Raw genomic sequence first — 23,048 nt, 5'->3', positions numbered from 1 at the left:
AAAATGAAAAATGACAAAGATCGTACAGACAGCAGGAAGAAATGTACTTGGAGAATTTGCTCCACAGTTTGCACATTTTAATGATGATGTATTATTTGGAGAAAACTGGAACAATGAAGATATTGATGTAAAAACAAGAAGTATCATTACAGTAGTAGCATTAATGTCACAGGGGATCACAGATTCTTCTTTAAAATTCCATCTTCAAAATGCAAAAGACCATGGAGTTACACAAAAAGAGATTGTAGCGATCATCACTCACGTAGGATTTTATGCAGGATGGCCAAAAGCATGGGCAGTCTTTAATCTTGCAAAAGAAGTATGGGAAGTCAATGAAGGAGATCTTCCATATGAAGATGAAGCAATGAGAGCACATGCCAAATCCATGGTATTCCCAATCGGAGAACCAAATGACGGATTTGCGCAGTATTTTGTAGGAAATAGTTATTTAGCACCGGTTTCTACAGAACAGGTTGGAATATTCAACGTAACATTCGAGCCATCATGCAGAAATAACTGGCATATCCATCATGCAAAAAATGGTGGTGGACAGATCATCATTTGTGTTGCGGGACGTGGATACTATCAGGAAGAGGGAAAAGAAGCCATCGAGATGAAACCAGGTGACTGCATCAACATCCCACCAGAAGTAAAACATTGGCATGGAGCAGCCAAAGATTCATGGTTCTCACATTTAGCAGTGGAAGTACCAGGAGAAGAAACATCGAATGAATGGTGCGAAGCGGTATCCGATGAAGAATATGGAAAATTAAAATAAGAAATGATTTCTGGCAAAATATAAATACACACAAAAAAATCAATCGTAAATATTTGCGGTTGATTTTTTGTGCGTTTTAAGTTAATATGGAAATATGATAATAGGAATTATTATTGAAAATAAAATGTAAAAATGTTGTCATAACAACATAAAACAGGAAAAGATTTTGATAGAATCATAAATGCAAACAAAAGAAGCAATGCAAAAGGAGGACAAAATTATGAGTAAAGGAATAAATAGCAGAAAAGTAGCAGTGATCGGAACAGGATTTGTAGGTTCATCTTCTGCATTTGCACTAATGGAAAGCGGATTATTTACAGAAATGGTGCTGATCGATGCGGATAAGAATCGTGCAGAAGGAGAGGCTTTAGATATTTCCCATGGTCTTCCATTCGCAAGGCCGATGAAGATCGCAGCAGGAGATTATGATGATATCGTTGATGCAGCGATCATCGTTGTAACAGCAGGTGCGGGACAGAAACCAGGAGAGACAAGACTTGATCTTGTAAAGAAAAATGTGGCAATCTTTAAATCCATTATCCCAGAGATTGCAAAGAGGAACTGTAAAGGAATTCTTTTGATCGTAGCGAACCCAGTCGATATTCTGACACAGGTAGCAGTCAAATTATCAGGATTTCCAGAAAACAGAGTCTTTGGTTCAGGTACAACTTTAGATTCAGCCAGATTAAAATATCTGCTCGGAGAACATTTACAGGTGGATGCAAGATCTGTACATGCATGGATCATCGGAGAACACGGAGATTCAGAAATCGTAGCATGGTCAAGTGCCAATGTATCGGGAGTTCCAATTTCGGAATTTTGTGAGATGCGAGGATACACAAAACATGACGAACATATGGAAGAGATCGCACAGGGAGTGAAAAACAGTGCGTATAAGATCATTGAAAAGAAAAAAGCAACCTATTATGGAGTTGCGATGGCGGTAAGAAGAATCTGCGAAGCCATCATTCGTGATGAAAAATCTGTATTACCAGTATCTTCTATCCAGCATGATACATACGGAATTGAAGGCGTTACATTAAGTATGCCAGCAATCGTAGGCAAAGATGGAATTGAGAAGCAGGTAAAAATCAAGCTGAATGAAAAAGAACAGGAAGCATTGAAGAAATCAGCAGGGGCTTTGAAAAAAGTATTAGCAGATCTGGATATATAATGTAAAATGAAAAATTAAAATATAGGTAAAAACAATCAGAAAATCAATCGTAAAAATTTACGATTGATTTTCTGCGTATATTTGCATATAATATAAGCAATAAAAATGAAAGGAAACAGCTGATATGCGTGAAACAAGGACATTAGAGTTTAAAGAATCCATTACCAATACATTTTTAAAAACAGTCAGTGCTTTTTCTAATTATGATGGTGGCAGTATTCTTTTTGGAATTGATGACGATGGAAATGTGAAAGGAATACCAGATCCAGTACAAGCTTGTTTAGATATTGAAAATAAAATTAATGATAGTATTTCACCACAGCCTAATTATATCCTTGAATTACAAAATAATGATCAGACGATAAAACTTACAGTAAGACCAGGGGAACAAAAGCCTTATTTATATAAATCAAAAGCGTATAAACGAAATGATTCAGCAACGATAGAGGTAGATACACTGGAGTTTTCACGACTTGTTTTAGATGGAAAAAATATTAGATTTGAAGAATTGCCATGTAAGAAACAGAATTTATCATTCGATGTCTTGCAACATAAATTAAAAGAAAGTGTTCAAATTGAATCGTTTAATAAAGATACATTAAAAACATTGAATTTATATAATGATCAGAATGGATATAATAATGCAGCAGGCATTCTGGCAGATCAAAATGACTTTCCTGGAATTGACATTGTAAAGTTTGGTGAAAATATCAGCATTATCAAAAAGAGAGCAACATTTGACAATATATCTATATTGGAAGTGTATGATAAGTCAATTGATATATTTAGAGATTATTATCAATATGAAGTAATCGAAAGTGCTGATAGGAAGAAAGTAGAAAAGGTACCAGAAGCAGCATTCAGAGAAGCAATTGCTAATGCATTGATTCACAGAGTCTGGGATGTAGAATCACAGATTAGGGTTTTGATGTTCGATGATAAGATAGAAATAGTATCTCCAGGAGGTCTGCCAGCTGGAATTACAGAAGATGAATATTTGGATGGTAAAATTTCGGTATTAAGAAATAGAAATCTTGCAAATGTATTTTACAGATTAGGGTTTGTAGAGATATTTGGAACAGGGATTAAAAGAATTAAGCAACTTTATGAAGAAGGATTACAAAAACCAGATTTTGATGTAACAGAGAATACAATTAAGATTATTTTACCAATATTTGAAAAGAATGCGAATCTGACAGAGGACGAGCGAAGGATATATAAAGTACTAAGTAAAACGATGTTAAAATCAATCAGTGAGATTGCACCATATGTACCTTTTGGAAAAACAAAGACAACGCAGTTATTAAAAGAGATGAGGAAAAAAGGCGTTGTAGTTATTGCTGGAAGGGGAAGAGGTACGAAGTACAGGATTAAATAATTGATATGATTATAAATTCTCTTTGAACATAAAAATTAAAGAAGGAAAGGAAGATTTATATGACAACACAAGAAACAATCAAAAAAGCAGTTGATTATGCAAAAGAAAATAATATCAAAAATATTGTAGTTGCAACAACGACAGGTGGTAACCTTACATATCTGGAAGATGAAAAAGATTTACATATCGTCGGAGTTACAAACGTTTATGATCAGGGACGAAATCAGATGCTAGAAGAAACAAGAAAGCATTTTGAAGAAGCAGGAATGGACATTGTCACAGCAGGACACGCCCTAAGCGGTGCAGAAAGATGCTTTTCTACATATTTTGGAGGATATGGACCAATAGAAATTGTGGCTAACACACTTCGTATGTTCTCACAAGGTGTAAAAGTATGTGTGGAAGTAAGTACTATGGCACTCGATGCAGGTAAGATTCCATATCAGGAGAAGATCGTAGCGATTGCAGGAAGCGGAAGAGGAGCTGATACGGTGGTATTGCTGACACCATCTTATACTAGATCTATTTTGGATACGAAAGTACATAAGATTATTGAAATGCCAGAATAGGATATAGACAGGGAAAAGGATGTAGATTTATGAATCGAAAGAAGATTGCATTTATTTTATTTATTGTCATGATATTTTCAGAGCTGTTTGCAGGAATTGTATTTTTATTGCCAATCAGCGGCTTTTTTATGTATCCATTTGTATCAGGATTTGCAGTGATCATGGGAATACTTAGCGCGGTGCTTGCAAAGAATTTGATTGTAGTAAGAGTGCTTGCGATTGTGGCGGTTGTGTTTTGTCTGTTTACGATTGGTGCGGATCTGATGATGGTGTTGGAATTTATGGGTGTGATAGGTTAGAAAAACAAAATGAAAGAGGAAAATTAATTGGAAGGAAATTTAACAAAAGGACCAATTTTAAAAACACTAACGAAACTAGCAATTCCGATCATGGCATCATCGTTTCTAGGAACATTATACAATATTACAGATATGGCATGGATTGGCATTCTTGGATCAAAAGCAGTTGCTGGAGTCGGAGTTGGAGGAATGTTTACGTGGCTTTCGCAAGGCTTAGCAGCGATGTCAAGAATGGGCGGACAGGTACAAGTAGCGCAATGTATTGGACGTGGAGACAGGGAAAAAGCTCATAAGTATGCACAGGCAGCAGTTCAGCTGGCAACACTTATGGGACTTTTATTTGCAGCCGTAATGCTACTGTTTTTACATCCGCTGGTAGGATTTTTTCAACTACAAGACCCAGAAGCATTGCAGGCAGCACTGTCTTACACAAAAATAGCCTGTGGTTTGATCGTATTTTCATTTTTGACACTAACATTAACAGGAATCTACACAGCACAAGGAGATTCCAAGACTCCGTTTGTGGCGAATTTCATAGGACTTGTAACAAATATGATCCTAGATCCATTGCTGATTTTAGGCTTAGGACCAGTAAACAAATTCGGAGTAAATGGAGCAGCAATCGCGACGGTGAGTGCACAGGCAATCGTTATGTCAATTTTAATCCTAGGCGTTGTGATAAGGAAAAAGGAGAATGTATTAAAAGGGATCAATCTATTTGCCAAAATTCCATTCAAATATCTAAAAGGAATCTGCAAGATCGGTATTCCAACAGCGATTCAGGGAATGGTTTATTGTGGAATATCCATGGTATTAACTCGCATGGTTTCAGGATTTGGAGCAGAAGCAGTGGCAGTCCAGAGAGTCGGAGGACAGATTGAATCTGTTTCATGGAATACAGCCGATGGATTTGGAACAGCTCTAAATGCATTTATCGGACAAAACTATGGAGCTGGAAAGATGGATCGTGTCAAAAAAGGATATAAAGCTTCATTGTGCAGCATTGGAATTTGGGGAATATTTATTACGATGATGTTTGTTTTTCAGCCAAAAGCAATTGCACATATTTTCTTCCATGAACCAAAGGCAATTATGATCGCGATCGGATATTTGGTGATCATTGGATTAAGTGAAGCGTTTATGAGTGTGGAACTGATGACAGTAGGTGCGTTGTCTGGATTAGGAAAAACGCATTTATGCAGTGTGATCAGCATTTTATTTACTGGCGCAAGGATTCCGTTGGCAATTGTTTTAAGTGGGACATTGCTTGGTTTGGATGGTATTTGGTGGGCACTTTCTGTGACATCGATTGTGAAAGGAATCATTTTTGTGTGTACATTTTATAGGATTACAAGAGAAAACAGATAAATATACAGGCGGCATTTACCATAAGACACAGATTGACTTAACATATAATTCAAATCATATGGAAGGAAGCCGTCTGACACATGATCAGACACGATATATTTTCAAAACAAATATGATAGGAGTAGAAAATGAAGTTCTTAATGTAGATGATGTGATTGAAACAGCCAACCATTTTTGCTGTATTGATATGATTATAGATCACGCGAAAATGGCATTGACAGAGAAATTTATTATCAACCCGAAAGGTACATCTATCAGTAAACTAAGTAAGGCAAAGAAATCATTTACTGTAAAATGGAAGAAACAAAATACACAAACAACAGGTTATCGTCAGATATACTCAATGAACAGCAAATTTAAAACAGGAAATAAGTATGTTATGATAACAAGTAATAAAACAACCAGCAAGTCGATCAAAAAATTGAAAGCAAAGAAAAAGTATTATATAAGAATCTGTACTTATAAAACAGTAGGTGGTACAAAATATTATTCAGGATGGTCATCCGTTAAGTCGGTAACCACCAAATAAGCATACGAATTAGTTCAAGGAAGGTTTACTTATGAAAATATATATAGATTTTGATGATGTTATCTGCGAAACAGCAAAATACTTTACAAAGATTGCAAAAGAATTATTTGATATTGATGTTCCATATCGAGAAGTTCAGTTTTTTAATCTTCAGAAATCGTTTGATTTAAGTGAAGAACAGTATGATGAATTGATGAAAGCAGGGCATATTCCGGAAAATTTACTGGATTATGAAGAGACACCAGGAGCTTCCAAAGTGATCAACAAGTGGGTTGATGAAGGACATGAGGTTTCTGTTGTCACAGGAAGACCATTTGATTCTTATGAACCATCCAGAAGATGGTTGGATGAACATCATTTAGACAGAATCCCGATTTATTTTGTCGATAAATATGGACGAGAAACGTTCAAACAGGATCATACCTATAATCTGACATTGGATGAACTTTATCAGATGCACTTTGATTTTGCGATTGAAGACTCACCAGCTGCATTTGAGCATGTCCAGCATTTTAAAAATTGCAGAGTAGCTGTTTATGACCGACCATGGAATCAGAAGGCAAAATTTCCAGATGAAAGATTTGTGAGATGCATGAATTGGAAAGAAATTGATGATATATTTGAGAAAATTGTAAACAAAGAAACTATATAATAAAAAAATCTAAGGAGGTATCATATGAAATTACATAAATATTTTGCATTTGGTTCCCTGATCTGCATGATCATGGCTATGCTTTACGACGTTTTTCTGTATCAGAAGGTACGTGGTGGAGCCATGCAAGATGTCCTGAGCGAGAGACACCTAAAAATTTCAACATTCCGGAGACGGAAACCCGGCGTTCAGCCTTTTGGGCAGCTTCCGTATTCTCAGACACTTCAAGATAAATGGCTTCCGTCATTTTCCCGGAAGTCTTTCAGCCATTTTGTTAATGTGCTGTATCCGATGCCAAGATTTTCTGCACATCCACGTACTCCGAGATCTTTGTGATCTTGATAGTACTGGACTGCATCAAGTTTAAATTGTTTGTCATGTTGCTTTGCCATATGAGATCCTCCTTCAGCATGCCTCTATTGTATCATGCCTATGTGTATTTGGAATTTCTCATTTTGGCTTGTACTATTTATATTCTAGCATAAAAGATTCATACAATGGACTCTTAACAGTTCCGCCAAAGAAGAAACCTCTGTAACCTGCAGTTGGCCTTTTATAATATTTGGGTTTCGCTGTTATATGATAGTTTATATAAATTGCTGCGGCATTTTTTAAAGAAACCTTTCCACCATTTTTTATCTTTTTGGGTTTATTATTTTTATAACAGATTTCAATACTGTCCACCTTATAATTCTTGACAGTTTTAACAGTAATCTTTACTTTTGATTTTGGAGCAGTTCCTTTATCCTCTACCATCCAATGGCCTTTTGCAAGAGCAGCATAATTTTTAGAGCCGATCTTTATACTTGTAAATACTCGAGAGTGCTTTTTGAATGTTACGGCACAAGACAGGTTATAGCTCTTTCTATTCTGTTTTACTGTAAAACGGAGTTTTGTTTTTTCGCCATCTTTTACACAATGTATGGGACCTGGTGCCGTTTCTACAAAAATAGCGTTAAGACCAGCTGCTTTTGATGCGGTATAATATTTGTTAGATGATTTTACGTTTGTGATTACAGCGGACCTGGATAAATTCTTTATATAAATGTATCCATCTCCTTCTGTGGGCAGTTCATTTCCACTAATATAAGCACGATAAAACTCCAGAGTCTGTTTCTTCTGGCACTGAGGTGCCTTTGCTGCTGCGCTTACTGCTGTAGGTACTGCCAGGATTACGAAAAGGCATGCCAATAAGCTGACTAAAATGTTTCTTGTCTTTTTCACTTTGATTTTCCTCCTAATTATTTTGCTTTTTCATTTTGTGCTGCTGTTAATTTCTCTTTTTCCTTCCACTCCTTTCCCATTATAACGTGCCTAAAAGTTCTGCTTCAGCTATATTGTCAGACTTTCCCTTTGAGCCGTTATATTTTTACATCATTATAATAATCTTATTATAAGCAGTCAATATTTTCCAAGATCATAATTCACGAAAATCTTTTTCGTGGTTACCGTTCACAGTAACACGCTTCGCGGAATGTTACAGTGAACAATAACTTTTCGTGTTAATTGCAATTCAAACTTCCACTCAAGGAGCGTGTTCGAAAAAGGCTTTCCTATAACTAATCGGCAACTTTCTCCCTTTTATTGCCTCTTTTGATTATTAATAGTATGATTAGAGTGTCAAAAGGTACGCCCAATGAACCTTGAAAATTTCATATAAACCAACAAATCATCATCTATAGATGGTATAATAATCTCAGTTTATTTGAGAGGTGATTCCATGTCTTTTGCAAAAAATGAATGTCAGCAGTTAACTTTGGAGGATAGTATGTTTTACCTTACCGCCCCAATACTCCTGTAAATGTGATCGTTGGCGGTATGGTGCTTGAAGAGCTTATGGGGCTGATGGATGAGGAATTCATGGATTCCCTTCTTTTTGATATCCGTTTCCAGTATGCCCTCCATACTACCAGTTTTAAAGAGCAGCCTGTCAGTGACCGTACATTTAGCCGTTTCCGCAGAAGGTGTCTTACTTACGAAACAGAGACTGGCATTGACCTGATCCATGATACGGAAAAAGAACTCTCTGGGAAAATGGCAGCCCTAAACTTCAAGAAGCTGTTTGGATATCTGAACAGTGTGGGTTAGTGCGCCTTAATTCCCCAGATCAGTTAACAGAGCAGAAACAAGAACAGAAACGTTTTCGATGTAAGAGCATCGTTAAAAGTTGGGCTGCAGATGGAGCAGGGTAAACTTCCATCTCATTAGATGTCTTAACTGGGCATCGAGCCTGACAGCTTGGATAAAGCTGTAGTCCACGTGGAGGACTTAATGATTTTCAAGTCGTTATGGGTATCTTAACTGGGTACCGAGGCTGACAACCAGCAGAAAACTCTTTTACAAAAGTAATTCTCACAAGAGTGTGGTTTAATGCCACACTCTCCTTTGCATGTGAGGTATAAGTGGCAACAAAGGTAGATAAGAAAAACGCAATACGACAAGGTATTACAGAGGCGGAAATCGTATACTGCCAAAATTTGGCAGGTAAAACATTTCTGTATGTTTGTGGAGATGAATATTTTGAAGTTTCTTTTTCAATAGATCACTTTCTACATTTAACAGGAGTGGAGACAAGACTTTCGGCCAAGGATTTTTATAAGAATGCAAAAAAATCTATTCTTACAAATAATCAGTTCTATTTTGACGCAAGACATGTATATGCAAATGCCAAAAGGAAACTTCCGTGTTTAAAACGCTTGCTGGAATTAACGAATGAAATGGTATGTGTTCTAAAAAATATGGAAACCATGACAATTACATATAAACTCAGCGTTACAAATTTGGAATTTACAGGAAGTGTGACAAGAAAGCCCAAACGGTATACTGGGAAAAAAAGATTAAGAAAAGAATAAAGAGCTGGTTTTAATTGTAAAATTTATGGGGAACTAACATCAGCTTATTGACATAAATTTAAAAATAAGTATAATAATAGTTGAGTAGTTGTTCAACTATTGTTATTTGGAGGTGAATATATGTCAAAAACGTCTTATATTTGTAATTGCGATGTAATTCATGAGGATATTGTGAATGATGTGAAATCCAAGATGCAGCCAAAAGATGATTATATCCAGTTGGCTTCTTTGTTTAAGCTATTTGGAGATGGAACTAGAGTACAAATCTTACACGCTCTAGAACAGAGTGAGATGTGTGTATGTGATCTTGCAGTGCTACTGGGGGTAACAAAATCTGCAATTTCGCATCAGTTAAAGGCATTACGCCTTGCGAATCTGGTAAAATTCCGTAAAGAAGCACAGATAGTTTACTACTCGCTGGCAGATGATCATGTGAAAGAGATTATTGACAAGGGATTTGAGCATCTTTGGCAGAAATAATATTTTTTAACATTATAGTTGAGTAATTGAACAACTAAACAAATTGTAAGGAGATTATCATGAAACGCATATTTCTATTAAAAGGGTTGGACTGTCCAAATTGTTCCGCAAAAATTGAAAAAGAAGTCGGAGAGTTGGATGGAGTGCAATCCTCAGTGGTAAATCTAATGAAGCAGACGCTTACAATCAATGTTACTCAGACAGCCGCAGATACGATAGCCAGTCAGATTGAAACGATTGTTCATAGCCATGAGCCAGATGTGGAAGTTTCTGAAAATGTACAGGAATCTTATATACCGGAAAAAAAGCAGGAGGCCAATGAATCCTATAACAATGAGGATAAGAAGTTGACAGTTCGTTTAGCGATTGGTGCAGCAATCTATGCCATTGGTATGGCATTGACTGTTTTTGCGAAAGTGCCACTGCCTATCGAGTTAGCTTTTCTCATTGTTTCTTATGTTATTCTTGGTGGAGATGTTGTATGGCAGGCTGTGAGGAACATTTCAAAGGGGCGTGTATTTGATGAACATTTTTTGATGAGTGTTTCTACGATTGGGGCTTTTGTCATTGGTGAATATCCAGAAGCAGTTGCTGTTATGTTATTCTATCAGGTAGGTGAATTTTTTCAGTCATTGGCTGTTAAGCGTTCCAGAAAATCTATATCAGACTTAATGGATATACGTCCAGATTCTGCTACAGTAAGAAGAAATGGGGAATTGATTACCATATCTCCAGAAAATGTCTCCATTGGTGAGATTATTATTGTAAAGCCTGGTGAAAAAATTCCATTAGACGGTGTGGTATTGGATGGAGATTCTATGCTGGATACAAGGGCCTTAACAGGAGAATCAGTTCCGAGAAGTGTTCATAAAGGAGACGAAGCACTTTCCGGTTGTATGAATCAGACGGGTGTCTTAATGATTAAGACAACAAAAGCATTTGGTGAATCTACGGCTTCAAAGATTATTGATCTTGTGGAAAATGCGTCAAGCCGAAAAGCACCAACAGAAAATTTTATTACTACATTTGCACGTTATTATACACCTGTGGTTGTAATCTTAGCAGCTTTTCTGGCGATTCTGCCACCGATCATTCTTGGCGGAGGCTGGACAGAGTGGATTCGCAGAGGATTTGTTTTCCTTGTGGTATCTTGTCCATGTGCATTGGTTATTTCAATCCCGCTGACTTTCTTCGGCGGCATTGGTGCAGCATCTAAACGAGGTGTTCTTGTAAAAGGAAGCAATTATTTAGAGGCACTTAATAATGTCAGCGTTATTGTGTTCGATAAAACCGGAACACTTACAAAAGGTGTTTTCAATGTGACGGATATTTTGCCTGCAAATGGATTTTCAAAAGAACAGGTTCTGGAGTATGCGGCAGAGGCAGAGAGTTTTTCTAACCATCCTATTGCAAAATCCATTCTTGCTGCTTATGGAAAAGGAATTGATCAGTCAGTGATTTCTGATTATAAGGAAATTTCAGGATATGGAATCAGTGTAATGGCAGAGGAAAAGAAAGTTTTTGCTGGCAATACGAAACTTATGGATACAGAATGTATAGAGTACACAACCTGTGAAAAAGCAGGTACAAAAGTTTATTTGGCTGTAGATGGTCAATATGCAGGATGTATTTTGATAACAGATGAAGTGAAGCCGGACAGTAAAAAAGCAATTTCTGACCTGAAACATATCGGCGTGGAAAAAACAGTCATGCTTACCGGTGATGATGAAAAAATAGGGAAGTCTGTTGCAGAAGAATTGCAGTTGGATGAATATTATGCACAGCTGCTTCCTGACCAAAAAGTGGAAAAGGTTGAGCTTTTAGATAGTAAAAAGAGACCGGGAAGCAAATTGGCTTTTGTTGGTGATGGTATCAATGACGCTCCTGTCCTTGCCCGTGCAGATGTTGGTATTGCAATGGGTGGGCTTGGTTCGGATGCGGCCATTGAAGCAGCAGATGTAGTTCTGATGACAGATGAACCGTCTAAGCTGGTGGACGCGATTGAAGTAGCAAAAGCGACAAAACAGATTGTCATGCAGAATATAGTGATTGCTCTTGGGATTAAGAGTGTGTTCCTGATTCTTGGCGCTCTTGGTATTGCGGGAATGTGGGAAGCTGTATTTGGTGATGTAGGCGTTACCATAATTGCTGTTTTGAACGCAATGAGAATTTTGAAAAAATAGGAAATGAGGTAGGAATGTGAAACGAAAACTGATTCTGTTAGTTGTTACGATTGTTTTTCTTGTAGGTTTTGGTGTCATTTTACATTCACCGCCTTCTATAATTGATGCAGTCACAGGAGCAACACCGAAGTCAAAAAAGGCGGCTCAAGCCTCCGCACAGTTGGAAGGCTCTTATGTTCTCGGTATTAATATGATGTCAGATGGTCTCGACAACGAGAACGCCCGGAATAAATTAAAAGAATTGGCACTGGACGATTCGGAAACAAATGAAACAGATCTCATGAAAACGGACATTAGTTTTCGGTTATATGTATCTGAGACGGATTATCCGCTTGTCAGTTATGCTAAGAAACTCTGTGACAGGTTGAAACAGGCCGGTTTTTCCGTAGATCTGAAAGAGTACAGTAACACAATGATGCTATCAAGAGTGATAAGTGGAAAGTATGATGTATTCCTGGCATCGGATGATTTTATTGACGTTACAACGCTAACACAGATGGATTATATGATCATGGACAGCGAAGAAATGAGGTGAGCGGGAATTTATGAGAAAATGGAATACGATTTTGTCTGTTTTAATGCTTCTCATTTTTATGATTCATGGAATCATGGGCAGCTTTATGCTGAACGGAGTTGGAAGTAGTGCAGGGAAACTTCTTGCATGGATTGGTGTTGGTATTCTTGTTGTGCATACGGTGATTGGTGTCATCCTGACAGTTCAGAGTTTACAGACAGCGAAGCAATCAGGAAAAATGTATCTGAAACAAAACGTCATATTTTGGGCGAGACGAGCCAGTGGGCTGGCAATACTGATCCTGCTGTTCTTCCATATTGGCTTGTTTGGAAAGGTGCAGAATGGGACATATATTTTGTTCCCTTTTACAACTGTAAAGATGGTAACTCAGCTTTTGTTCGTAGCGGCAATCTTTGTTCATATTTTTATCAATATACGCCCATTGCTCGTATCACTGGGAATCATTAGTTATAAAGAACGAAGGAGCGATATTTATTTGATCCTTTCGGTGCTTCTTCTTTTTATAGCGGGAGCGGTTATTTTATATTATATTGGGTGGCAATATCTATGAGTAAGACAATTATTATTATAGGTGCTGGACTGGCAGGACTTTCAGCGGCTTTGCAGGCAGCGGAAAATGGATGCAATGTAAAACTGGTTTCCTCCCTTCCGTCAGAGCGGGCACAGTCTGTTATGGCGGAGGGCGGTATCAACGCAGCTTTGAATACAAAAGATGAAAACGACAGTCCCGAAGAACATTTTACAGATACAATAAAGGCAGCATGTGGTCTGGCAGATCCAAATGCAGTTTGGGGAATGACACAGGCAGCACCGGAGCTGGTGCACTGGCTGCTAAAACTTGGAGTTAAATTTAACATGAGTGGCTATGATGATGTGGATCTGCGGAATTTTGGCGGGCAGAAAAAGAAACGGACTGCTTTTGCACAGAGCGATACCGGGAAGCAGATCATGACAGCTATGATAGACGCTGTTCGCAGGAAAGAAGCATCTGGTATGGTAGAACGGTTCAGCCATCATTCTTTCCTAACACTTCGTCTGTGTGGCAATATTTGTTGTGGCTGCGTAATCAGGGATGAATATAGTCAGGAGACTGCGGAATTACCGGGGGATGCGGTTATTGTTGCCACCGGTGGTATGCACGGATTGTTTGGAAATACAACGGGTTCGCTGAGCAATACAGGAGAAGTCACCGCAGAATTGTTCCGGCTTGGTGTTCCTCTGGCAAATGGCGAGATGATCCAGTATCATCCGACAACTGTGAAATGTGGTGGAAAACGCATGCTCATCAGCGAGGCGGCCAGAGGGGAAGGTGGCAGGTTGTTTGCCATGAAAGATGGAAAACAATGGTATTTCATGGAGGAAAAATACCCGGAGCTTGGAAATCTGATGCCACGAGATATTACCGCCAGAGAGATATGGAAGGTCAGCCATGAATCAGAGGTATTTCTTGACATGACGGAAATATCGGAGGAGATTATTTCAAATAAGCTATCTGGTCTGGCAGACGATTGTATGACCTATCTGCATAAAGATATACGAAAGGAACCGGTGTCTGTTTTACCGGGAATTCACTATTTTATGGGAGGCATTCTGGTGGATGAGCAGCACAGAACGCCGATTCAGAATCTTTGCGCTGCCGGAGAATGCTGTGCCCAATATCATGGTGCCAACCGTCTTGGTGGAAATTCTCTGTTAGGAGCGTTATACGGAGGACGTGTTGCGGCAAAATCAGCATGCGAACAGGCAGATGTAGTAGATCTATCTTGTGCGACACAGATAGATTTTCCACCAGCGTCTCAAATTTCAGAAATAAAGCAATTAAACAAAGTGATGCAGGAGACTATGGGCGTTGTCAGAAATGAGAATACGTTGTTAAATGGGATTCAAACGGTACAAGCGCTGACAGGAAATCTTCCATTGCTTGGCATGGCAGTTCTAAAGAGTGCTCTTGCAAGAAAAGAAAGCCGTGGTGCACACTGGCGGGAGGATTATCCGAAGAGCAATGACGATGATTACCTTAAAACAACGGTAGCCAGATTTGATGGAAAGCAGATACAGATTTCCTTTGTACCTGTTCCAGAAAGGCGGTGATTCACTTGGTATATAAAATAAGAATCAGGCGGCAGGAGAGTCAGAAATCAGACAGTTATTGGCAGGAATTTGAGTTTGACGGAAGCAAAAACAGCTCTGTTGCCAATGTTCTAAAGGAATTGAACAGTAGAACCCCTTTGAAAGATAATTCAGGGAATATAGTTACTCCCATTAGCTGGGAATGTAGTTGTATGGTGCGAAAATGTGGGGCTTGCGCCATGCTGATTAACGAACGTCCGAGGCTGGCATGCTCTACATTTCTACATACGTTAAAAGGTTCTACAATCACCTTGGAACCTTTAAGCAAATTTCCGCTTGTAAGAGATTTGATCGTTGACCGGTCAATTCTGTTTGAAAATTTGAAAAAACTGAACCTTTGGCTTGAAAGTGAAGCTTATATGAATCCGTGGACACATGAACCGAGATACCAGTCGGCACGCTGTCTGATGTGTGGCTGCTGCCTTGAAGTGTGTCCTAACTTCTCTGCAAATGGGACTTTCGCAGGCGCTGTTGCTGCAGTCAACGCATTTCGGATTCTGAATGAAGAACAGGAAAGCACTCATTTGAATGAGATTTCTGCTGAATATAAGAAGAAATATTTTGAGGGATGCGGGAAGTCGTTATCTTGTCATGATATTTGTCCGATTGGTCTGCCTGTGGAAGAACTGCTTGTAAGGTCGAATGCAGCGGCTGTTTGGGGCAAATAAAATGGAGGATAAAAGCTATAATGAATGTATGAAGAGAATCAAAAACTTGATTCTCTTCATACATTGACAAATATCTATGTTATATTATATTGAACATAGACAATGATCAATGTGAGGTGTCAATATGAATGCAATGGATGTGGCTTTGATATGCAAGGCTTTGGGCGATGCGAACCGGCTGGAAATTGTACAGATGCTGTCGGATGGAGAAAAGTGCGGGTGTAAACTTTTGGAAAGATTTGAAATTACCCAGCCAACTTTATCCCATCATATGAAGATACTGGTAGGATGCGGCCTTGTGAATGATCGTAAGGAAGGAAAATGGCAGCACTATTCTTTGAATTGTGAGACATTGATGAATTACAAACACTTTATAGAATCCCTTACTTGCCTTGGATGCGGTGACGGGGATTGTTGTAAATAATTTAAGGAGAAGTTCAAGTATGAATAAGAAAAAAGTTGCTTTTATATGCGTTCATAATTCATGCAGAAGCCAGATTGCAGAAGCTTTGGGAAAACATCTGGCTTCGGATGTATTTGAAAGTTATTCGGCAGGGACAGAAACGAAACTACAGATTAATCAGGATGCAGTCCGGATTATGAAAGAATTGTATGGAATTGATATGGAAGCAGAAGGACAATATAGTAAGCTGATTGATGAGATACCAGTACCGGATATTGCAATTTCAATGGGTTGTAATGTGGGATGTCCGTTTATCGAAAGACCGTTTGATGATAATTGGGGACTTGAAGATCCAACCGGAAAGAGTGACGAAGAGTTTAAGAAGGTTATTGATGAGATAAGGATGCAAATTTTTATATTGAAACAACGATTGGATGAATTTGAAGAAAACTAAAGAAGTTGAGAAATTGCAGTTGATATTCCACTTATTTTAGGAAATTTAATAACTATTATATTTGATTATCAAATTCTTCGCAAACCCTTGAAAACACTAAGTTTGTAGCAAGTGTACTTTCCCTTACTCTTTCCCTTGTGTTACATTCTCCCATTAGCTTTCATGAACCTTAATATGGGAAAAATTAAGGGAAAGAAAATTTCATAACACAGTATAACATATAACAATAACAACATGGTGAACTGATTGAAATGTTTTCGATATTTAACTCTATAACTGATTATTAAAAAAATGGAGATAAGATACGATGAGAACAATATTTGCAGAATACAATCCACACAGAAACAGCATTGATGTTTATACCAATGCCGGTTATATGCTCCGCATTGACTGTTGGGAAGCTGAGAAGAACTTAAAAACCACTCCTGGATCAGACTGCGCATTAAATACACTTGCTATTGATGAGCCACTTGAATATGCACGATTATATCTTGATGGTAATATGCAAATGTGGGTAGATGCAGAAGATTCTTTGGAATTGTAAACCACAAGTAGCCTGTATGCTTTATTTTACATACAGGCTACTTAATCAAAATCACCATAATTGATCAAGCAAGTTTTTTTAATATACCTCGGAGTCATTTTCGTTCGATCTTTCATCGCTAATAAAATTTCTCTGAAGTGATAGCAGATAACAGATTGGCAGGTTTTTCTAAAAAATAATCTGCTTTTATGTGCTTATTATGACTGCCCCATACTGCTAAAGCAAAATCAATTCCCGCATTTTCCGCACATTTACTGTCATATTTGCTATCTCCGATATAAAGTACTTTCCTATGGTCTGTTTTTGATAATTCCACATATTTCAAAATCGGTGCGGCATTGGGTTTATGTTCCTGTGTATCGTCTGCACATATGATTGTTTTGAAATAATGACTGATACCAAACGGACAAAAATCATGTGTAAATTCTTCCCTTGTCTTTGATGTGACAATCCCCATTTCATAATCCAGACTTAGAAGATTTTTCAATAATTCAACGATTCCGTCAAATACTTTAATGTTATTTGTATAGTTACGCATATTTTTATCCCATAATTCTATCGCATAGGAAGTGTCTTTTATCGCAAGTTTTTTCAAAGCGTCTGTTCCTGTAATCCCTAACGCAAATCTTAGTTCAGAACATGGTATCTCTCTCCCGGACAATCCCTTTATAGTTTCCTGTAAAGAATGTAATACAGCATATTCCGTATCAATCAGAGTGCCGTCAATGTCAAAAACGATATGCTTATACTTCATGCTGCCACCTTTCCCTGTCTGTATCAAAATAACGTATCACCCTGCATGGATTTCCTACTGCAACACAATTAGGCGGGATAGGGCGGGTAACTACACTTCCAGCCCCTATCACGCTGTTTTTTCCTATAGTGACTCCGGGCAGAAGAATACAGCCGCCGCCAATCCAGATATTACTTTCTATTTCTATCGGACGTGCATAGGTTCTAAAAAATGTTGTCTGACGTTCCCTCCAATCCGGCACAAACCTTTTCTGTGGTAAGACAGGGTGTGAAGATGTATAAATCTGCACATTTGACGCAATCAATACCCTGTCGCCAATTCGGATAGTTTTGTTATCCACAAAGGTACAATTCATATTGACGATCACATCATTTCCCCAAAAAATATTTTTTCCATAGTCGCAATGAAAAGGCGTGTCGATTGCCACATTTTCCCCTATTCCGCCCAACAGCTCCCGAAGAATGGAAGTGCGTTTTTCTGTATCTCCATAATCAGAAAAATAATATTTCCGTGTTAATTCCCTTGTGCGGGCAATCTGCTTTAACGTATCGCTGTCCGCTGTTTCCAAAAAATCACTGGATTCGTAATACACAATATCCCCTCCTTAACGAAAACTGTTTTCCATAACGCCCGGAAGCAGGGCATAGATAGAACAGCCAATCTGATCCTCAAACCGTTCTTTAATCTCTAAAATCTTTTTCCATCTGTCTATTGTCGCTGGGTGAACGCCGTATCGCATTGTCACGTCTACAAATCTCTTTTCCAAAAGACAGAACCCCGAAGGCATAGCCAATGCGTCACATAACTGTACAAGACGGTCATAATCATCATATACCGCATTTGCAACAAATTCTTTCATAAACAGGTAATCCTCATCACTGACATCAAACTCTCCGATAGATGTGGCAATATCCTGTATCATAAATGCGTGGGATATACATATTTGTGCGGCTTTTCCCCACCCACGCTCCATACAGTAACGATAGCCGTCTATCAGATGCCTTTCCGAACTCACTCCGGCATAACGTCCAATATCGTGTAACAGCCCGAAAATATACGCCTGTTCAGAAGATAAATCTTTACAGTGTGACGCAATGTTTTTACAGGCTTCGGCTACATACCGGGAATGTTCTGCCCATGCTCCCGGATTGGATTCTGCCGCTTCCCTTAATGCCAGTTCTGCGGTCTGAATGTTCAACTCCATTTTTAACTCCTTTCAAAAGGGCGGGGCTGGAAGATAAACTGTCCAGCCCCTTTATGATGAAATATTTACAGATAAATCAGCAATCCCCGGCATAGTACGAAACAATGTTCATATAGTCCGTTGGATTCGGAACTTCTAAAACAAGCCGCAAACAGTTTTTGTTTTGGGAGTATTGCCGCCACAAACTGCCCTGTATCTTTTCTTCCCCATTGATGTTTTGTTTTTTACCATCCGGGCAGAGCATATTTACTTTGCCGGAACAGCTATTGACCGTATCTAAAAAATTTTTCATGTTCAGAATGTTCAGTTTTACCACTTTGCACTCACCTCCTGTAAATGACGGATTTACTTTACAGGTATCATTATAATGCAAAAGGAATAGAAAAATATTTCTTTTCTGCCCTTATCTATCACTATTCTGCCATTTTCTCCGATATTCTGTGGGTGAACAATGTGTGTATTCTCGAAAAACCTTTCCAAAATAACTGCTACTCCCCAAACCGCACTCATGGCTGATAACGGTAACTGCTTCCTGCCCCTTTGCTAGCATCTGACAGGCAGCTTGCAGACGGTAAGCCTTTATATACTCTACGGGTGTCATGTGCAGACAGTCATGGAACACTCTATAACACTCCCTTTCGCTTAGGTATGCTGCTGCCGCAAGTTCCGGGATAGAGATTTTCTCTCTGTAATGTTCGTGAATATATATCATCATCAGCTTTATTTTATCGTTGCTTTTATTATGTTCCCCCTTTTTTTCACGCATAGGACGGGATAGTTCAAAAAGCATGAGCCATATTTCTGTTAGGGTTTCCCGCAGTTTTATTTCATATCCAAATTCATCACTGGATAAACGAAATGAAGCGGCAAGCAGTTTCAAAATCCTTTCTTCTTCTGCATTGCCTGGAAAAAGCGGAATTACCTCAATCTGTGGGGCTGTTATGATAGGCGCAATATATTTTTGTTCAATCCTGCTTCCCTGTTCCCCGGCAAGTAGGGAAACATCGAAAATATGAAGTAGCTGTATATTCTTTTCTTTCTGCGATATTGCTTTTGTCATATGGAGTACATTGGAATTTACTATGCCGCCGCTTCCAGCCGGAAACAACAGTTTTCCTCCCGGCGTATCATATTCAATGCTACCACTTTCCATATAAAAAAGTTCCACTGTCTTGTGCCAGTGCCACGGTACATAATGTCCGATATACTTGTCAAGTTCTGCCCTTGAAGCGATATAGGGAAAATCTTTTTCAAAACCGGGAAGCAGTTCTTCCTTGCTTCCAGTATAAAATTCAATGCTATGGATATTTTTCATGTCTGTTCACCTGCACATCTGCGATTTTGTATCTGCTTTATGGATTAAATATACTAGAATAGCTCGGTAATTGTCAATCAATCAAAACAGATTCATTTGGAAGATTATAAAAAATAGTGTTAAAAATCAAAGAACAGTTTTCACAGACTCTAAAAATCTGGATAACTAAAAATAAGTATATTTGTTTTGTGAAAAACAGGCAGTTTTACCTGCCCATTTTACTTTAAAAATATCCTCGTTTTTCTCGCCAGTTTTTCACATAACATCGGATTCCGATATAAACCGCATGTACCAGAAGTAGCAACATAATGAGGTTTATCGGAATAATTGATTTTATCCATTTTCCGAAATAGATTATGATAGCTGTACTCATTATCACCACCATGATGCTGATAATATCCCAGCAATATTTCCGGTAGATTTTCCCCACCTGATAGCCAGTCCCGATTATCAGCAATCCCGTTATGATAAATAAAATTCCCATAACAATACTTACAATCAGCCAGTACACAATCCCTGAAATGATACTATTTGAGATTCCACTGCTTAACTGTCCGAAAGAATCTGCACCTGCAACAAATTTTTGAAACAGGCTTAAGATTCCTTTAGCAAACATACTGAAAAAGCTAATACAGTCACTAAAGAAAACTGGAGAAAGGATAGCAGTGAATAGTGTAATGGCTATACTGTACCATGCCAGCAGAAACAGGATACTTTCATAACCAGCCGTCATATTTTTATATTTTTTCTCTAACTGAATTTTACGGTTATCGCATTTTTCTTTTGCTTTTTGGTAAGCAGTGCGGTCACAGTTATCGCATTTCTCATAGGGCACTTTTTTCTCAACAGCTACCTCTGCTGTTCCTCGATCTGGTTTATCATTGATTCCATCATGGGAATGACTTCCCGGCTTTCTTCTAATGTCATTTAACAAAAGTTAGCAAGAATTCTCCTTCCTCTACAGGTGGGAGATGAATTGCAGAAAAAGAAAAACAGAACACTTGTTCTATGATACGAAGTGTGGTATACTATAATCAGTCGAAAGAATAGAAAGGACTGATTATATGGATAAAATGGATCATAATGCACACTCAGTATATTTGATGTATTATCATCTGATCATGGTTGTAAAATACCGAAGAAACGTAATAGATGATCCGATTTCGGAACGTGCAAAAGAGATCTGGGAACGTATTGCACCTGATTATGGAATCACACTGGAAGAATGGAATCATGATGTTGATCATGTGCATGTTATGTTTCGGGCACAGCCAAAATCAGAACTCAGCAAATTTATCAATGCGTATAAAAGTGCAAGCAGCCGGTTGTTAAAAAAGGAATATCCACAGATCAGGGAAAGACTTTGGAAGGAAGCATTCTGGAGCCAGAGTTTCTGCCTGTTGACAGCGGGTGGGGCACCGATTGATGTTATCCGTAATTATATCGAGACGCAGGGAGAGAAAAAAAGATGAATATAGCTTACCGTTTTCGGATATATCCAAACAGAGAACAGGAAGTTCTGCTCGCAAAAACATTTGGCTGCTGTCGTTTTTTATATAATCAGATGTTGAATGATAAAATACGGGAATATGAAGCATCGAAAAAAATGCTGCGAAATACACCGGCGATGTATAAAAAAGCATATCCATTTTTGAAAGAAGTGGATTCCCTGGCACTTGCAAATGTGCAGATGCATCTGGAAAAGGCATATAAGAGTTTTTTCAGGGATCCGAAGATTGGCTTTCCAAAATTCAAATCAAAGCACAGAAGCAGAAAGAGCTATACGACAAATGTGGTCAATGGAAATATTCAGGAAGAAGATCATCGGATAAAACTTCCAAAATTGAAATGGATCCGTATGAAAAAACATCGGGACATTCCGGCAGAATATTGCCTGAAATCCGTAACAATAAGTATGGAACCGTCCGGAAAGTATTATGCAAGCCTTTTATATGAAAAAACTGACTGTGAAAACCAAGCAGAAGAATTTGATTATGAAAATGCAAAGATACTTGGGATTGACTATGCAATGCATGGGATGGCTGTGTTTTCTGAAGATATACAGAAGGAAAATGAAGGATACTTCAGAAAAAGTGAGGAGCGGCTGGCAAGGGAACAGAGAAAGTTATCCCATTGCGTGAAAGGAAGCAATAATTATTACCGATAGAAAAAACGTGTTGCATTATGTCATGAAAAAGTCCGAAGCCAGAGGAAAGATTTCTTACATAAGCTGAGTCATGAAATAGCAGAGGCATATGATGTTGTTGCAGTAGAAGATATTGATATGAAAGCAATGAGCCAGTGTATGCATTTTGGAAAAAGTGTCATGGATAACGGTTACGGAAAGTTTCGGGAATTGCTGGAATATAAACTGACATGGAGAGGAAAGAAATTGGTACGTGTAGATCGTTTTTTTCCTTCCAGTAAAAAATGCTGTAAATGTGGCAATGTAAAGAAAGAACTGAAACTTTCGGACAGAGTATATCTTTGCACATGTGGAAATCGGATAGACCGGGATCTGAATGCGGCAATCAATATACGTGAAGAAGCACGTCGTATGTTGTTAGCAGGATAAATGGGAAGTGTCTGTATCCAGACAATGAAAATATCCCATAACTGGGTAAAAATGAATCGCGGGGCACGCGAGGATAGCTTGTAGATACTTGGCTCAGTAGAGCCATTGAGCAAGAAGCCCCCACTTCAAAATCTGTGATTTAAGTGGTGGGAGCATGTCACTTGAAAATAGCAAGGTGTAAAATAGAAAAACATACACCTTATT

The 23,048-nt window shown here is 38.3% G+C and carries 27 protein-coding genes and 3 pseudogenes; 22 read left to right on the top strand and 8 right to left on the bottom strand.

Features of this window, described 5'->3' with window-relative positions:
• Positions 1 to 10: 10 nt before the first annotated feature.
• The 9 genes and pseudogenes from KE503_RS09525 to KE503_RS15070 all read left to right on the top strand — a co-directional run.
• Positions 11 to 778: a carboxymuconolactone decarboxylase family protein gene (locus KE503_RS09525; RefSeq protein ID WP_212385083.1), complete on the top strand. Its 768-nt coding sequence runs from the start codon at positions 11 to 13 to the stop codon at positions 776 to 778.
• 220 nt (positions 779 to 998) lie between these two features.
• Positions 999 to 1,952 (top strand): L-lactate dehydrogenase, encoded by a 954-nt coding sequence (locus KE503_RS09520; protein WP_172674544.1) that lies wholly within the window; start codon positions 999 to 1,001, stop codon positions 1,950 to 1,952.
• Positions 1,953 to 2,076: 124 nt separating this feature from the next.
• Positions 2,077 to 3,330 (top strand): ATP-binding protein, encoded by a 1,254-nt coding sequence (locus KE503_RS09515; protein WP_212385082.1) that lies wholly within the window; start codon positions 2,077 to 2,079, stop codon positions 3,328 to 3,330.
• Between the two features lie 59 nt (positions 3,331 to 3,389).
• A complete protein-coding gene (locus KE503_RS09510; RefSeq protein ID WP_022374375.1) occupies positions 3,390 to 3,899 on the top strand; it encodes a pyruvate kinase alpha/beta domain-containing protein in 510 nt (169 codons plus the stop codon).
• A 29-nt stretch (positions 3,900 to 3,928) separates the two neighbouring features.
• The gene (locus KE503_RS09505) at positions 3,929 to 4,198 is read left to right on the top strand and encodes a hypothetical protein (protein ID WP_022374374.1); all 270 of its coding nucleotides are present in this window, start codon (positions 3,929 to 3,931) and stop codon (positions 4,196 to 4,198) included.
• A 27-nt stretch (positions 4,199 to 4,225) separates the two neighbouring features.
• Positions 4,226 to 5,566: an MATE family efflux transporter gene (locus KE503_RS09500; RefSeq protein ID WP_212385081.1), complete on the top strand. Its 1,341-nt coding sequence runs from the start codon at positions 4,226 to 4,228 to the stop codon at positions 5,564 to 5,566.
• Positions 5,526 to 6,095: a fibronectin type III domain-containing protein gene (locus tag KE503_RS15075; protein WP_330621968.1), complete on the top strand. Its 570-nt coding sequence runs from the start codon at positions 5,526 to 5,528 to the stop codon at positions 6,093 to 6,095. Before KE503_RS09500 ends, KE503_RS15075 begins: the two co-directional genes overlap by 41 nt.
• 31 nt (positions 6,096 to 6,126) lie before the next feature.
• The gene (locus KE503_RS09490; protein ID WP_022374371.1) at positions 6,127 to 6,747 is read left to right on the top strand and encodes a 5' nucleotidase, NT5C type; all 621 of its coding nucleotides are present in this window, start codon (positions 6,127 to 6,129) and stop codon (positions 6,745 to 6,747) included.
• A 24-nt stretch (positions 6,748 to 6,771) separates the two neighbouring features.
• Positions 6,772 to 6,828: pseudogene (locus KE503_RS15070) on the top strand (DUF6219 family protein); the annotation flags it as partial.
• Between the two features lie 143 nt (positions 6,829 to 6,971).
• Here KE503_RS15070 and KE503_RS09485 read toward each other — a convergent pair.
• Positions 6,972 to 7,139: a helix-turn-helix domain-containing protein gene (locus tag KE503_RS09485; RefSeq protein WP_081019945.1), complete on the bottom strand. Its 168-nt coding sequence runs from the start codon at positions 7,137 to 7,139 to the stop codon at positions 6,972 to 6,974.
• 73 nt (positions 7,140 to 7,212) lie between these two features.
• The gene (locus tag KE503_RS09480; protein WP_212385080.1) at positions 7,213 to 7,971 is read right to left on the bottom strand and encodes a hypothetical protein; all 759 of its coding nucleotides are present in this window, start codon (positions 7,969 to 7,971) and stop codon (positions 7,213 to 7,215) included.
• Positions 7,972 to 8,541: 570 nt separating this feature from the next.
• Here KE503_RS09480 and KE503_RS14555 point away from each other — a divergent pair.
• The 11 genes and pseudogenes from KE503_RS14555 to KE503_RS09425 all read left to right on the top strand — a co-directional run.
• Positions 8,542 to 8,835: pseudogene (locus KE503_RS14555) on the top strand (transposase); the annotation flags it as partial.
• Between the two features lie 314 nt (positions 8,836 to 9,149).
• Complete coding sequence (locus KE503_RS09470) at positions 9,150 to 9,599, top strand: PBECR4 domain-containing protein (RefSeq protein WP_212385079.1); 450 nt, start codon at positions 9,150 to 9,152, stop codon at positions 9,597 to 9,599.
• Positions 9,600 to 9,719: 120 nt separating this feature from the next.
• Positions 9,720 to 10,079: an ArsR/SmtB family transcription factor gene (locus KE503_RS09465; protein WP_015512809.1), complete on the top strand. Its 360-nt coding sequence runs from the start codon at positions 9,720 to 9,722 to the stop codon at positions 10,077 to 10,079.
• A gap of 59 nt (positions 10,080 to 10,138) precedes the next feature.
• The gene (locus KE503_RS09460) at positions 10,139 to 12,262 is read left to right on the top strand and encodes a heavy metal translocating P-type ATPase (protein ID WP_212385078.1); all 2,124 of its coding nucleotides are present in this window, start codon (positions 10,139 to 10,141) and stop codon (positions 12,260 to 12,262) included.
• A 16-nt stretch (positions 12,263 to 12,278) separates the two neighbouring features.
• Positions 12,279 to 12,797 carry a DUF6921 family protein gene (locus KE503_RS09455; RefSeq protein WP_117768359.1) on the top strand — a complete coding sequence of 173 codons (519 nt, stop codon included), beginning with the start codon at positions 12,279 to 12,281 and terminating at the stop codon, positions 12,795 to 12,797.
• Between the two features lie 10 nt (positions 12,798 to 12,807).
• The gene (locus KE503_RS09450; protein ID WP_212385077.1) at positions 12,808 to 13,347 is read left to right on the top strand and encodes a pilus assembly protein PilX; all 540 of its coding nucleotides are present in this window, start codon (positions 12,808 to 12,810) and stop codon (positions 13,345 to 13,347) included.
• Positions 13,344 to 14,888, top strand: coding sequence for an FAD-binding protein (locus KE503_RS09445; RefSeq protein WP_055196671.1), 1,545 nt, complete (start codon positions 13,344 to 13,346; stop codon positions 14,886 to 14,888). Before KE503_RS09450 ends, KE503_RS09445 begins: the two co-directional genes overlap by 4 nt.
• Positions 14,885 to 15,595 (top strand): succinate dehydrogenase/fumarate reductase iron-sulfur subunit, encoded by a 711-nt coding sequence (locus KE503_RS09440; RefSeq protein WP_009203877.1) that lies wholly within the window; start codon positions 14,885 to 14,887, stop codon positions 15,593 to 15,595. Before KE503_RS09445 ends, KE503_RS09440 begins: the two co-directional genes overlap by 4 nt.
• Positions 15,596 to 15,719: 124 nt before the next feature.
• Positions 15,720 to 16,019, top strand: coding sequence for an ArsR/SmtB family transcription factor (locus KE503_RS09435; RefSeq protein WP_055196672.1), 300 nt, complete (start codon positions 15,720 to 15,722; stop codon positions 16,017 to 16,019).
• A gap of 19 nt (positions 16,020 to 16,038) precedes the next feature.
• Positions 16,039 to 16,452, top strand: a complete 414-nt coding sequence (locus KE503_RS09430; RefSeq protein WP_005330974.1) for an arsenate reductase ArsC — start codon at positions 16,039 to 16,041, stop codon at positions 16,450 to 16,452.
• A gap of 307 nt (positions 16,453 to 16,759) precedes the next feature.
• Positions 16,760 to 16,996 (top strand): DUF6061 family protein, encoded by a 237-nt coding sequence (locus KE503_RS09425; protein ID WP_012744332.1) that lies wholly within the window; start codon positions 16,760 to 16,762, stop codon positions 16,994 to 16,996.
• Positions 16,997 to 17,114: 118 nt separating this feature from the next.
• On the opposite strand, the gene KE503_RS09420 is transcribed toward KE503_RS09425, so the two are convergent.
• The 6 genes from KE503_RS09420 to KE503_RS09395 all read right to left on the bottom strand — a co-directional run bounded on the left by KE503_RS09420 (position 17,115) and on the right by KE503_RS09395 (position 21,203).
• Positions 17,115 to 17,750: an HAD family hydrolase gene (locus KE503_RS09420; protein WP_016304801.1), complete on the bottom strand. Its 636-nt coding sequence runs from the start codon at positions 17,748 to 17,750 to the stop codon at positions 17,115 to 17,117.
• Complete coding sequence (locus KE503_RS09415; RefSeq protein ID WP_055196674.1) at positions 17,740 to 18,342, bottom strand: sugar O-acetyltransferase; 603 nt, start codon at positions 18,340 to 18,342, stop codon at positions 17,740 to 17,742. The genes KE503_RS09420 and KE503_RS09415 overlap by 11 nt, the downstream gene beginning before the upstream one ends.
• 12 nt (positions 18,343 to 18,354) lie before the next feature.
• Entirely contained in the window at positions 18,355 to 18,954 is a 600-nt protein-coding gene (locus tag KE503_RS09410) for an HDOD domain-containing protein (protein ID WP_019162948.1), read from the bottom strand.
• Between the two features lie 76 nt (positions 18,955 to 19,030).
• Positions 19,031 to 19,270, bottom strand: a complete 240-nt coding sequence (locus KE503_RS09405) for a hypothetical protein (RefSeq protein ID WP_016304805.1) — start codon at positions 19,268 to 19,270, stop codon at positions 19,031 to 19,033.
• A gap of 87 nt (positions 19,271 to 19,357) precedes the next feature.
• Positions 19,358 to 20,269: an AraC family transcriptional regulator gene (locus tag KE503_RS09400; protein ID WP_016304806.1), complete on the bottom strand. Its 912-nt coding sequence runs from the start codon at positions 20,267 to 20,269 to the stop codon at positions 19,358 to 19,360.
• A gap of 223 nt (positions 20,270 to 20,492) precedes the next feature.
• Positions 20,493 to 21,203, bottom strand: a complete 711-nt coding sequence (locus tag KE503_RS09395) for a DUF6040 family protein (RefSeq protein WP_249183023.1) — start codon at positions 21,201 to 21,203, stop codon at positions 20,493 to 20,495.
• 130 nt (positions 21,204 to 21,333) lie between these two features.
• Here KE503_RS09395 and tnpA point away from each other — a divergent pair, with 130 nt between their 5' ends.
• Both tnpA and KE503_RS09385 read left to right on the top strand, forming a co-directional pair.
• Positions 21,334 to 21,741 (top strand): IS200/IS605 family transposase, encoded by a 408-nt coding sequence (gene tnpA, locus KE503_RS09390; protein WP_055196676.1) that lies wholly within the window; start codon positions 21,334 to 21,336, stop codon positions 21,739 to 21,741.
• Positions 21,738 to 22,844, top strand: a pseudogene (locus KE503_RS09385) (RNA-guided endonuclease TnpB family protein). The gene tnpA and the pseudogene KE503_RS09385 overlap by 4 nt, the downstream one beginning before the upstream one ends.
• Positions 22,845 to 23,048 lie beyond the last annotated feature (204 nt).

Origin of the sequence: Anaerostipes sp. Marseille-Q3525 (genome assembly GCF_018223505.1) — a bacterium.
Classification (GTDB): domain Bacteria; phylum Bacillota; class Clostridia; order Lachnospirales; family Lachnospiraceae; genus Anaerostipes; species Anaerostipes amylophilus.
This window is presented reverse-complemented; position numbering and strand designations above follow the sequence as displayed.

Excerpts from the sequence above, each read along its gene's own strand:
- KE503_RS09435 (WP_055196672.1), top strand. The coding sequence starts at position 15,720 with ATGAATGCAATGGATGTGGCTTTGATATGCAAGGCTTTGGGCGATGCG.
- KE503_RS09525 (WP_212385083.1), top strand. The coding sequence starts at position 11 with ATGACAAAGATCGTACAGACAGCAGGAAGAAATGTACTTGGAGAATTT.
- KE503_RS09425 (WP_012744332.1), top strand. The coding sequence starts at position 16,760 with ATGAGAACAATATTTGCAGAATACAATCCACACAGAAACAGCATTGAT.
- KE503_RS09445 (WP_055196671.1), top strand. The coding sequence starts at position 13,344 with ATGAGTAAGACAATTATTATTATAGGTGCTGGACTGGCAGGACTTTCA.
- KE503_RS09515 (WP_212385082.1), top strand. The coding sequence starts at position 2,077 with ATGCGTGAAACAAGGACATTAGAGTTTAAAGAATCCATTACCAATACA.
- KE503_RS09465 (WP_015512809.1), top strand. The coding sequence starts at position 9,720 with ATGTCAAAAACGTCTTATATTTGTAATTGCGATGTAATTCATGAGGAT.
- tnpA (WP_055196676.1), top strand. The coding sequence starts at position 21,334 with ATGGATAAAATGGATCATAATGCACACTCAGTATATTTGATGTATTAT.
- KE503_RS09400 (WP_016304806.1), bottom strand. The coding sequence starts at position 20,269 with ATGAAAAATATCCATAGCATTGAATTTTATACTGGAAGCAAGGAAGAA.
- KE503_RS09485 (WP_081019945.1), bottom strand. The coding sequence starts at position 7,139 with ATGGCAAAGCAACATGACAAACAATTTAAACTTGATGCAGTCCAGTAC.
- KE503_RS09460 (WP_212385078.1), top strand. The coding sequence starts at position 10,139 with ATGAAACGCATATTTCTATTAAAAGGGTTGGACTGTCCAAATTGTTCC.
- KE503_RS09420 (WP_016304801.1), bottom strand. The coding sequence starts at position 17,750 with ATGAAGTATAAGCATATCGTTTTTGACATTGACGGCACTCTGATTGAT.
- KE503_RS09490 (WP_022374371.1), top strand. The coding sequence starts at position 6,127 with ATGAAAATATATATAGATTTTGATGATGTTATCTGCGAAACAGCAAAA.
- KE503_RS09520 (WP_172674544.1), top strand. The coding sequence starts at position 999 with ATGAGTAAAGGAATAAATAGCAGAAAAGTAGCAGTGATCGGAACAGGA.
- KE503_RS09510 (WP_022374375.1), top strand. The coding sequence starts at position 3,390 with ATGACAACACAAGAAACAATCAAAAAAGCAGTTGATTATGCAAAAGAA.
- KE503_RS09450 (WP_212385077.1), top strand. The coding sequence starts at position 12,808 with ATGAGAAAATGGAATACGATTTTGTCTGTTTTAATGCTTCTCATTTTT.
- KE503_RS09410 (WP_019162948.1), bottom strand. The coding sequence starts at position 18,954 with ATGGAGTTGAACATTCAGACCGCAGAACTGGCATTAAGGGAAGCGGCA.
- KE503_RS09430 (WP_005330974.1), top strand. The coding sequence starts at position 16,039 with ATGAATAAGAAAAAAGTTGCTTTTATATGCGTTCATAATTCATGCAGA.
- KE503_RS09505 (WP_022374374.1), top strand. The coding sequence starts at position 3,929 with ATGAATCGAAAGAAGATTGCATTTATTTTATTTATTGTCATGATATTT.